Genomic DNA, 10,435 nt, shown 5'->3' with positions numbered 1-10,435 from the left:
TACAAAAATCAGCAATTTAGACTGTTCCTACCATGGAAAACTGTTATAATCAGACTGTACTCAAGATATTTGAGGCAAAAAATCCAAATTTTCTTTAAGATTATTTAGCATTTTTGGCCGCCGCATTTAGCAGAAAATATTAGGGTATATATCAATTAATCGGTGATGACACAAGTCTCGCCAACAGTTAAAGAGTCAGGAAAATTTATGTCAGATAAAGTTGAAGGCACTGTAAAGTGGTTTAATGAAGCTAAAGGTTTTGGTTTTATCGCTCAAGACAACGGCGGACAAGACGTATTCGCTCACTACAGCGCTATCCAAGGTAACGGTTTCAAAACTCTAGCCGAAGGCCAAAAAGTGTCTTTCATCTTAGGTGATGGCAAAAAAGGCCCACAAGCTGAGCAAATCGAAGCTATCTAATCTCATTCATCGTTAAGTTAACTGCTTGTCAGTAAGCTTAATGACAATAAGATTATCAATATGCATTGATTACTTTGTTTGTTAAAACAATAAAAATACTGTATCGACTTTAAAAAGAAGCAACCTCTTATCAGGTTGCTTTTTTTATGGGACTTTTCTGGTATGACAAAGTGTTGCTAATGTAAGGCGCTATTGATTTTGACGGTTAACATCATCAGGTAATAATGAACAATGATTTAATAAAAATGTAATAGATAAGGTTGTATTATGAAGTGGGAAAACTGGCTTTCAATTGACTGGCAACAGGTGCTCGGGATTTCTTTATCTGCAGTAGGCTTTTACGTAGGGCTGATGTCGTTTACTCGATTGATGGGTTTGCGCAGTTTTTCCAAGTTATCAAGCCATGATTTTGCAATGACGGTGGGTATTGGTAGTATATTGGCGTCGACGGTATTGTCAGATAAGCCCTCTCTATTTCAAGGATTGTTTGCTGTTGCGGTATTATTCTTAATTCAGGGCGTTATTTCAGTTATCAGACGCAAAATAAAACCGCTAAAAGCACTGATAGACAATCAAGCTATTATCCTAATGGCTCATGGTGAGTATCTAGAAGACAACTTAAAAGAAGCCAATCTTAGTACCAGCGATGTGCAGGAAGTGCTACGTAAAAATGGTATCAAAGCGAAAACAGAAGTGTTTGCGGTGATTATGGAGACGACAGGTGATATGAGTGTCATCAAAAGTAACGATGTTGAACCTGACTGGTCTTTATTTGACGATATACGAGATAGCGAATTATTGCTTGGCGCTAGTAAGAATAGTAAGTCGCAGGTCTAGCTTGACTAATTAACTAACTATTTTTATCCGTTAACCTCAAAGAGATAAATAATAACAAAATATTAAGTAAAGCTGAGGCTTAGAATGCTATAAAGGTACAAGTATTTTGAGCTGTTGAACAACGCAAATCATGAAATGATGCGCTTATAGACTATTTATTGTAGAGTGTTGACAAATTTATGACGCATTATTCACGGCGTTGTCTTGACCTTATCTGCCTGCTGACGCAAGATACATAGGTCTGATAATAACGGTTGGCTTAGCTTTAGCAGATTTTATTAGTAAGAGATACAATGCTAATATGCTCTTAGATATTGGCTAATCTTTCTTAGTTAACAATATTCTGTTGATGTAGTAATAACCTTGAGCAGTATTTTGAACGACAATTTGAACCACAACGAACCTTTGGTTCTTAACTGACAATTTTTAACTCATAACATTAATAAACGAGGAACGTATGAAAGCATTAGTAGCGGTCAAGCGTGTCATTGATTATAACGTAAAAGTTCGTGTAAAAGCCGACAACTCTGGCGTTGACTTATCAAACACTAAAATGTCAATCAACCCTTTTGATGAAATCGCAGTAGAAGAAGCGGTTCGTCTGAAAGAAGCTGGCGTCATTGATGAGATCATTGTTGCTTCAATCGGTCCAAAAGAGTCACAAGAGCAGATTCGTGCAGCCCTAGCGCTAGGTGCTGACCGTGGTGTGTTAGTAGTAAGTGACGAAAAACCATATCCATTACAAGTTGCTAAGATTCTAAAAAGTATCGCCGAAGCTGAAAGCACTGATATTATTTTATTAGGTAAGCAAGCGATTGATGATGACAACAACCAAACTGGTCAGATGCTAGCAGCATTGATGGGTATCGGTCAGGGTACGTTTGCATCAGAAGTGAAAGTTGAAGGCGACAAAGTAAACGTAACGCGCGAAATCGATGGTGGCCTACAAACTGTTGCACTTGATTTGCCAGCGGTCATCACGACTGATCTACGTTTGAATGAGCCACGTTATGCTAAATTGCCTAACATCATGAAAGCGAAGAAAAAACCACTTGATGAGAAAACGCCAGCAGATTTCGGTGTTGATATGACATCTAAGCAAGAAATTATTAAAGTCGTGCCACCTGCTGACCGTAAAGCTGGTATTACAGTAGGGTCAGTTGATGAGTTGGTCGATAAGCTAAGAAACGAAGCAAAAGTCATTTAATGTTTTAATGATTGGATGCTTCGCTACGGCATATCCTGTACAAGGTTAAGAATTTGAAGGCTATAAGTTTGACTGCTTTATTTCATATTAAATGATAGTTGCTCAAATAGCTTTGTACACAAACAACCGCATGAATAGATAATACGAATATATAAAGGACTAAAACCATGGCAATTTTGGTATATGCAGAACATGACAATGCCAGTCTAAAAAAGGCAACTTTAAACACGATCGCTGCTGCTAAACAAATGGGTGATGATATCCATGTATTGGTTGCTGGTAGTGGTAGCCAAGCTGTAGCTGATGAAGCGGCAAAAGCAGAAGGCGTGACTAAAGTACTATTGGCTGACAATGCTGCTTATGAGCATCAATTGGCAGGCAACGTGGCGCTATTGGTCGCTGATATCGCTGGTGATTACAGCCATATCCTAGCGGCTGCGACCACGACTGGCAAAAACTTTATGCCACGCGTTGCTGCGTTACTTGACGTCAGCATGTTGTCTGAAATCTCAGGTGTAGTAGATGCGCAAACGTTTGAGCGTCCTATCTACGCAGGTAATGCAACGGCAACAGTAAAAACAACAGAAGACAAAGTGGTACTAACAGTACGTACTACTGCGTTTGACCCAGTGGCAAGCGAAGGCGGTTCAGCTACTGTTGAAACTATCGATAATGTACAAGAAACTGGCAAAGCTAGCTTTGTGAACGAAGAAATGGCTAAGTCTGATCGTCCAGAATTGACCTCAGCTGGTATTGTTGTTTCTGGTGGTCGTGCATTGGCAAACGGTGAAAACTTCACCAAGTACATTGAGCCATTAGCTGACAAGCTAGGCGCTGCTGTTGGTGCCTCACGTGCCGCTGTTGACGCAGGCTATGTACCAAATGATATGCAGGTCGGTCAAACGGGTAAAATCGTTGCACCGCAGCTATATATCGCCGCTGGTATCTCAGGCGCGATTCAGCATTTGGCTGGTATGAAAGATTCTAAGGTCATCGTTGCTATCAATAATGACCCAGAAGCCCCTATCGCTAGCGTTGCTGATTATTTCTTAGAAGCTGATTTGTTCGAAGCACTGCCTGAGCTTACTAGCAAAGTTTAATGTATAGTCACAGAACTACTAAACGGCTACGGCGTTATCCTCCTTAGATGTACTACTTGTACAATCTGCAGTCGGTTGCCTTGTATCCGTTTTAGACTTCTTTGACTATATCAGTAGTAGACAGATAATAAAAAACCCACTATTAAATGATAGTGGGTTTTTTCTTGATTGATAGAGAAGATTTTAATAGCAGGTATAAATGGACGCTAAGAGTATTGTCTTTGGCGTAAGGTCTCATACAGACATAAAGACCCTGCAATCGCTACATTTAAGCTCTCTTGCCCGTTTGGCTGCGGTAATGCTATCGGCGTGGCACATTGCATTAGCTCGTCGCTAACGCCTTGGCCTTCATGACCCATAATCCAAGCCACAGGCGCAGATAAATCGTGATCGTAAATGATAGTATCTGTGTGTGAGCTAGTCGCCAAAAGCGGCACTTGTACGTGATCTAAAATAGCCTGCGTACTCAAGCCTTCATAGATAGTCAGGGCAAACTGTGCACCCATACCTGCTCGTAGCGTCTTGGGAGACCACGCTTGAGCGGTCGCACTGGTGCATAGGATGTTGCGGATACCAACGGCTGCTGCTGTGCGTAATAGCGTACCAACATTTCCGCTATCCTGCACGTCGTTCAAGATTAAGCAGTCTTCATCGATCATCGATAGACTAGGCGTTGGTACTTTGATTATCGCCATGATATCAATGCCAGTACCCAAGCTACGAATACTCTCATAGAGTGAGTTTGATAAAGTAAGAATGGGCGTATAAGTGGGCAGGCGAGTCAATACCTGCTGAACTTCAGGGTGGCTATGCGCTGACTCAGACAGTAGTATCTGGACGAAAGGATAGTCACTACGTAGCGCAGCATCTATCAAATGGACGCCTTCTATGACTGTCTGACCGTTCTTTTTACGCTGGCGTGCTTGGGATAACAGTGCTTTTACAAGCTTCACTGTTATGTTCTTATCTGAGGTAATCAGCTCGGTGGGATTTAATACCATAGTGGATCGCTTAGAGAAGAGTAAAGGAGTCGTTTAGATAACCAACACAATGCCTATTATTGATTTAGCATTATGTTGGCTACTCTTAACAGGTGCGTCAATCAATTATTTTTCAGAATAATTTACGTGTAAATCTTTCACATAATTGACTTCGTTTTTGCTACCGAGTACTACAGGAACACGTTGATGGATATCAGTCGGTTCGATATCTAAGATACGATTGACAGCGTCTGTCGCACCGCCACCGGCACGTTCAATCAATAGGCTCATTGGGTTGGCTTCATACATCAAGCGTAGTTTACCCGCTTTATGAGCATATTTGGTATCAAACGGATAAGTGAACAGACCACCGCGGCATAAGATACGATGGACGTCACCAACCATGGCTGCTACCCAGCGTGTATTGAAATCACGTCCACGTACACCTGTTTCACCAGCGATGAGCTCGTCGATGTACTGCTGCATTGGCGCGCGCCAGTAGCGATAATTTGAGCTATTGATAGCATATTCGCTTGTATCGGCATCGATTTGAACATTGTCTTCTATCAGCACATAGTCAGACGTCTCTGGATCTAGGCTAAACATCACAACTTTATCAGCGATGGTTAGCGCTAGGACAGTAGAGGTACCATATAGCAGATAACCGGCGGCTAGCTGTTTGTTACCTGCCTGTAGATAGTCGCTGTTTTCACTGGTTTGACCTTGGCGCTCATACGGTAAGATAGAAAAAATCGTACCTACAGCCATATTGATGTCGATATTTGATGAGCCATCCAATGGGTCAAATAGTACCAATAGGCTACCATCGTCATTAGCAGGGGTCGCGTCATCGAGCTCTTCTGACGCAACACCAGCACAATGTGTATTTTTTGCCAATGCATCTAGTAGTAGGTCATTTGCTAGTACGTCTAATTTTTTCTGATCTTCGCCTTGGACGTTTTGATTACCTGCTTCGCCTAAAATATCTGCCAGAGCACCTTTTCTAAGCAGTTGTGAAATTGTCTTACCGACATCAGTGACAGTGGTAATCACGTCATTGAGTGCAGGGCTAGTGGCATGTTGGTTTAGATAGTCTGCTAAGGTCGTCATAAGGCTTCCTAATAAAGGGTATGGAAAATAAAAGAACGGATAGGTGTCAAAGTAAAGAAGTAGGTGGTATTTAGCACACCTGAAATAGGTAAATTCTTAAATAGCTAATACGGCATCTTTGTCCCGACCACAAAATCGGCTACACTATATCTATTGTTATTCATTTATAGTTTTGTCAGAATTATTCTTTATGAGAATACAGCATGTCTACTCACGCTTTCTGATTGTCTGCTGAGGCTATTTTTCGGTCGAATTTGATTACGGTAAATTGTAGCAAATAAGCGTCAAAATGTCCTTTGTATCTATGCCTATCAGTGATAAATGATCGAACAAAGATGAATAAGTGATTACTATAGACTCATATAAACCCACAATAAAGACTCGCCATTATGTCAAATCCTATCGATAGTAGCGCTACACAACCAGTCTCACCGACTGATTATGCAAAATTTGATCCCAGTACGATTCATCAAAGGCTCAATACCTCATTGAGTCGTCCGCAGCTCAACACCGATGGCAGTATTAGGCATTTCTTAGGTGTTGAAGGGCTTAATAAAGCACAGCTCAAAGCTATTATCGCAAAAGCAGAGACTTTCTTTGATGAAAACGGACAGTTAATCAATCGTCCTGAGTTAGATGGCTATACGGTAATGAACTTGTTCTTTGAACCATCGACTCGTACCCGGACGACATTTGAGGTGGCAGAAAAACGCTTGGGTGCCAATGTACTCAATATCGATATCGAACGTTCTAGTACCAAAAAAGGCGAGAGTCTGCGCGACACGCTTTGGAATCTACAGGCAATGACCGCGGATATCTTTGTGGTTCGACATTCAGCATCAGGTGCCGCGCATTTTATGGCGACAGAAGTGACGCCTGATATTGCTATTATTAATGGTGGCGATGGCTGGCATGCGCATCCTACTCAAGGAATGCTCGACATGTTGACCATTCACCGTGAAGCACCGCGACCATTTGAAGAGCTGTCTATCGCAATCGTTGGTGATATTAAACACTCACGCGTAGCACGCTCTGATATCAGTGCACTGCAAACGCTAGGTGTGACAGACATCCGTGTTTGTGCGCCGCGCACTCTACTGCCCAAAGGTATCGAGCGTTTCGGTGTACAAGTATATGAAAACATGGATGAGTGTGTCACTGACTGTGATGTGATCATGGGATTAAGAATACAAAATGAGCGTATCGGTTCGCCGCTCTTGGCATCCTCAAGTGAATACTATAAGCATTATGGGATTACGCCAGAGCGGGTAGCTCTCGCTAAGCCTGATGCATTAGTGATGCATCCGGGGCCGATGAACCGCGGTGTTGAAATTGCCTCTAGTGTGGCTGATGGCGCGCAATCCGTTATCTTAAAGCAGGTAAATAACGGTATTGCCATTCGTATGGCGGTCTTATCACTTGCGATGGAAGGTCAGCGTGCTCATCAAGCGGCTGGCAAGTAACAGGCTGCCGCGCGACTTATTCTCATTTATTTCATTTTATTGATACGGTAATAACGTTATGTCTACCATGCTTAATACTGATGCACCCATTCTTGACCATTTACCAAAAGCATTTAAAGATGCATTGCCACAAACTGCAATAGAAAAACTGTCTACACTCGATTCTGGCCGTGAGATGTGGTTATTGCCACCACTAGTAGATCTATGCGCGCGTTTACGCGAGCCAGGCCAACAGCAACACGGTACGCTAAAATCAGAAGGCAGCGCTGCTCGTGGTAATGGGTTTTTGCATGTAGTGACACCGCCTGATACCAATCCTATTTTAGAAAATGGCTCACTCTTGAAAGGTTTACGTGAGCGAGCCTTGAGTGATGGCGGGATTTACTTGCATATTTTGGGTGCATTGACCACAGGGTTAGAGGGCGAACGACCGTCTAACATTGCAGGGCTTAAAAAGGGCGGCTGTATCGCAGTATCTAATGCGCGTAGACCTTTTCGCAATGACTTAGTATTGCTACGCACATTAGAATATGCAGCAACCTTTGGCATGAAGGTATTCTTTTATCCTGATGAGCCAAGTCTGTCTGGAGACGGTGTGGCACATGAGGGCTATATTGCTTCTTATCATGGTTTGCAAGGGATTCCTTGGATTGCAGAAACTGTTGCATTGTCTACGCAGCTACTGATGGTTGAAGAGACCGGAATCGCTGCTCATTTTAGTCAGTTATCCTGTAAGTCCTCTATCGAGCTCATGCGCTGGGCAAAAGACAAAGGTCTACCTGTTACGTGTGATGTTGCGATGCATCAGCTGTATTTAACCGATGACAATCTTGAAGGTTTTAATGCTCAGGCGTACGTGTTGCCACCGCTACGTAGTAATACTGACCAGCAGGCAATCCGCCGCGGATTAAAAGATGGCACTATCGATGCCATCTGTAGTCATCACGAGCCATTGAATAGTACCGCCAAAAAAGCACCATTTGCCGAAAGTACGCCAGGTATCTCAAATTTCGATACGTTTATGGCATTGGCTTGTCAGCTGGTAAATGATGAGGTATTAACACTCTCGCAACTGGTAGACAAAATCTGCCTAAATCCTGCAAAAATCGCAGGTATTAGTGAGCAGTATGAAGCTATCGGCGGTGCAGTATTAGTCGATCCTAACCTTGAGTGGCAAGTGACCGCGCAATCTATGCTATCGAGTGGTAAGAACACGCCGTTTTTCAATCAGCAGTTGCAAGGACGTGTTGTGGAGACATTCTTTGGCTAATTTGCCCCAACAGGATGATTGTCTGCCGCCATCCTCGAAGGATAAAGGGGTTACCATGAATGGTCAGCAAGAAAAATCGCGCAGTACGGCGAGTGAGTCTATCAAAGCGGTGGCCATTTATGAGGTAGTCAAAGGTGTTGGTGCGTTACTAGGAGCAGGGGCATTATGGTGGTGGCATACCAATCTTGAGCATTGGCTGACGACCGCAACGGTTACTTGGCAGCGCAGCTTCGGCCATATGCTTGCCCCGCAAATCGATAGTGCCGTACGTATTGCTCAGCAAGCAAGTAAAAACTGGCCAATGTTTTTATTATTGATATTTGCTTATGCCAGTTTGCGCTTCCTAGAAGCCTATGGCTTATGGCATGACAAAACATGGGCGTATTGGTTTGGGGTACTAGGCTACGGAGTATTTATTCCTATAGAAATCTACTATCTGATCGTTAGCCCGTTTGACTGGTTTAAGCTTGGGATACTGGTTTCTAATCTGCTTATTATTATCGTGGTTTATCGCAATATGAAACGAAAGGGCTTGATATAACGTTTAAATTTAAGTTAAAAAATCCAGCATAAGATACTTGTCTTACGCTGGATTTTTTGTGCCTGATATATTTTTGGCTTATACGTCTACTGTTTTTTCATCCGTACGAATGCTTTTAGCGACTTTACCGACGCTTAGACCTTGTACCAAGATGGAGAATATCACCACTGCATAAGTGAGTGCCAATAAAATCTCTCGTTCAGCCCCGATTGGTAACTGTAATACTAGCGCGACTGAGATACCACCGCGTAAGCCGCCCCATGTCAGGACCTTCCACGCGCCCGTAGGTAAATCAAGCTGACGATGAAAGGTCTTAGTCGTCATACCTACCACAATAAATCTGGCAACGAGCGCGATCAAAATCGTCAAACCACTCGCTATAAATAAATTGCCTGAATAAGCAATCATCACCACTTCTAGACCGATGAGTACAAACAAAATGGCGTTTAAAATCTCATCAATCAATTCCCAGAACAAATCAATATAGTGCCGTGTCTTATCACTCATGGCTAGCTCGCGACCACGATTACCAACCATGAGCCCCATCATCACCATGGCAAGTGGCCCTGATAAATGCCAATGACTGGCCAGCGCGTAGCCACCAATGACACCTGCTAATGTCAATAGCACCTCTTCTTGATAGCTATCAATGCTTTTAAGCAAGTAGTACAAAGTCGCACCAAGCACCAGTCCGAATACAACGCCGCCACCAGCTTCAACCGCCAAAGTATGTGCGACGTAGTTGGCAGTAGGGATATCACCGCTAGATAAAATCCCTAGCAATAAAACGAAGATGACCACGCCGATACCATCATTGAACAATGACTCGCCAGCGATGACAGTCTCGATGCTCTTTGGAGCACCTGCTGACGACAGGATACCCATGACAGCAATAGGATCGGTAGGGGAAATAAGCGCACCAAACAACAGACACCAGAGAAACGGTAAGCCGAAACCGAAGAGCGGCAACATAAAATAAATCGCAGTCGCAATGAGCATCGCCGATATGATCGTACCAAGTCCCGCAAGGATGCCGATAGGTAATTTATAGCGTCTTAAGTCACCAATATTGACGTGTAACGCGCCTGCGAATAGCAACATCGATAGCATACCGTCTAAGAGTACTTCGGTAAAATCAAGCTGCTCCAATAAACTGACTTCGTAATCGATCAGCTGATCAAACCCTAAGAAGCCCAAAAATATCGCACCGATTGACAGTAAGATAGAGATGACCATGACACCGATAGTGGTCGGCAAACCAATAAAGCGGTGATTGATATAAGTTAATGAAGCGGTAATCGACAAAAATATGGCGCTGATTTCTAGGATAGTTAGGCTGGTTGCAGATGCCATAAAAAGTAGGTCTCGTATAAATATAAAAAGTATCTAAAGCACAGGGCTTATAGGGACGTTATAAGTGTTGCTAGCTATAGGGGTTGTGTTTATAAGTGATGTATTTATAAAGGCTGATATTGCCATATATTTAAACAGTTAATTGCTCATGTCA

10 protein-coding genes are annotated in these 10,435 nt (G+C 42.9%); 7 read left to right on the top strand and 3 right to left on the bottom strand.

Features of this window, described 5'->3' with window-relative positions:
- Nucleotides 1–207 precede the first annotated feature (207 nt).
- The 4 genes from CXF62_RS05855 (at nucleotide 208) to CXF62_RS05840 (ending at nucleotide 3,564) form a co-directional block, all read left to right on the top strand.
- A complete protein-coding gene (locus CXF62_RS05855; RefSeq protein ID WP_057758834.1) occupies nucleotides 208–420 on the top strand; it encodes a cold-shock protein in 213 nt (70 codons plus the stop codon).
- A gap of 267 nt (nucleotides 421–687) precedes the next feature.
- Entirely contained in the window at nucleotides 688–1,257 is a 570-nt protein-coding gene (locus tag CXF62_RS05850; protein ID WP_102093282.1) for a DUF421 domain-containing protein, read from the top strand.
- A gap of 457 nt (nucleotides 1,258–1,714) precedes the next feature.
- Nucleotides 1,715–2,464, top strand: a complete 750-nt coding sequence (locus CXF62_RS05845) for an electron transfer flavoprotein subunit beta/FixA family protein (RefSeq protein WP_057758837.1) — start codon at nucleotides 1,715–1,717, stop codon at nucleotides 2,462–2,464.
- Nucleotides 2,465–2,631: 167 nt separating this feature from the next.
- Nucleotides 2,632–3,564, top strand: coding sequence for an electron transfer flavoprotein subunit alpha/FixB family protein (locus CXF62_RS05840; protein ID WP_057758839.1), 933 nt, complete (start codon nucleotides 2,632–2,634; stop codon nucleotides 3,562–3,564).
- Between the two features lie 206 nt (nucleotides 3,565–3,770).
- Here the strand turns inward: CXF62_RS05840 and CXF62_RS05835 are convergent, their stop codons facing one another.
- Nucleotides 3,771–4,565, bottom strand: coding sequence for a TrmH family RNA methyltransferase (locus tag CXF62_RS05835; RefSeq protein ID WP_102093280.1), 795 nt, complete (start codon nucleotides 4,563–4,565; stop codon nucleotides 3,771–3,773).
- Between the two features lie 105 nt (nucleotides 4,566–4,670).
- The gene (locus CXF62_RS05830; protein WP_102093279.1) at nucleotides 4,671–5,654 is read right to left on the bottom strand and encodes a class 1 fructose-bisphosphatase; all 984 of its coding nucleotides are present in this window, start codon (nucleotides 5,652–5,654) and stop codon (nucleotides 4,671–4,673) included.
- A gap of 389 nt (nucleotides 5,655–6,043) precedes the next feature.
- Here CXF62_RS05830 and CXF62_RS05825 point away from each other — a divergent pair, with 389 nt between their 5' ends.
- Genes CXF62_RS05825 through CXF62_RS05815 form a run of 3 tightly spaced genes read left to right on the top strand, consistent with a single transcriptional unit; the run spans nucleotide 6,044 to nucleotide 8,928 of the window.
- On the top strand, nucleotides 6,044–7,117 hold the full coding sequence (locus tag CXF62_RS05825; protein WP_102093277.1) for an aspartate carbamoyltransferase catalytic subunit: 1,074 nt from the start codon (nucleotides 6,044–6,046) through the stop codon (nucleotides 7,115–7,117).
- Nucleotides 7,118–7,175: 58 nt separating this feature from the next.
- Nucleotides 7,176–8,387: a dihydroorotase gene (locus CXF62_RS05820; protein WP_180958159.1), complete on the top strand. Its 1,212-nt coding sequence runs from the start codon at nucleotides 7,176–7,178 to the stop codon at nucleotides 8,385–8,387.
- 55 nt (nucleotides 8,388–8,442) lie between these two features.
- Nucleotides 8,443–8,928, top strand: a complete 486-nt coding sequence (locus tag CXF62_RS05815; protein ID WP_379544943.1) for a DUF2127 domain-containing protein — start codon at nucleotides 8,443–8,445, stop codon at nucleotides 8,926–8,928.
- A 78-nt stretch (nucleotides 8,929–9,006) separates the two neighbouring features.
- Here CXF62_RS05815 and CXF62_RS05810 read toward each other — a convergent pair whose 3' ends face one another.
- Nucleotides 9,007–10,281 carry a cation:proton antiporter gene (locus tag CXF62_RS05810; RefSeq protein WP_102093275.1) on the bottom strand — a complete coding sequence of 425 codons (1,275 nt, stop codon included), beginning with the start codon at nucleotides 10,279–10,281 and terminating at the stop codon, nucleotides 9,007–9,009.
- Nucleotides 10,282–10,435 lie beyond the last annotated feature (154 nt).

This window comes from Psychrobacter sp. MES7-P7E, from assembly GCF_002863645.1.
In the GTDB taxonomy this organism is placed as follows: Bacteria; Pseudomonadota; Gammaproteobacteria; order Pseudomonadales; family Moraxellaceae; genus Psychrobacter.
Note: the sequence above shows the minus strand (reverse complement) of the source record. Positions and strands in the feature narration are given on the sequence as shown.